Below are 237 nucleotides of genomic sequence, written 5' to 3'. Positions count from 1 at the left end.
CGGTGATGGCGCCCCAGCCCTGCGTGTACTTCACGCCGCCGACGACATGCGGAACGTAGCTGTCGATCGTGCCCACGCCGTAGGAACCGGCCGTGCCGCCGCCCGCGCCTTCTTCGAGCGAGATCACGGCCGAGAAGCCGTTGCCAGCGTCGAAGTAGTACTGGATGACGTTGGTGTCGAAATCGCCGTAGGGAACGAGCGTATCCTGGATGACGTTGCCGGCGTAGCCGATGAACG

At 64.6% G+C, this 237-nt stretch carries 1 protein-coding gene; it reads right to left on the bottom strand.

All coding sequences use genetic code 11. The annotated features are described in order from the left end of the window. The coding region (locus ACWTU9_RS33385) for a porin (RefSeq protein ID WP_455862042.1) at positions 1-237 on the bottom strand (237 nt) is incomplete at both ends.

It is taken from the genome of Mesorhizobium sp. 128a (genome assembly GCF_053848025.1).
Note: the sequence above shows the minus strand (reverse complement) of the source record. Positions and strands in the feature narration are given on the sequence as shown.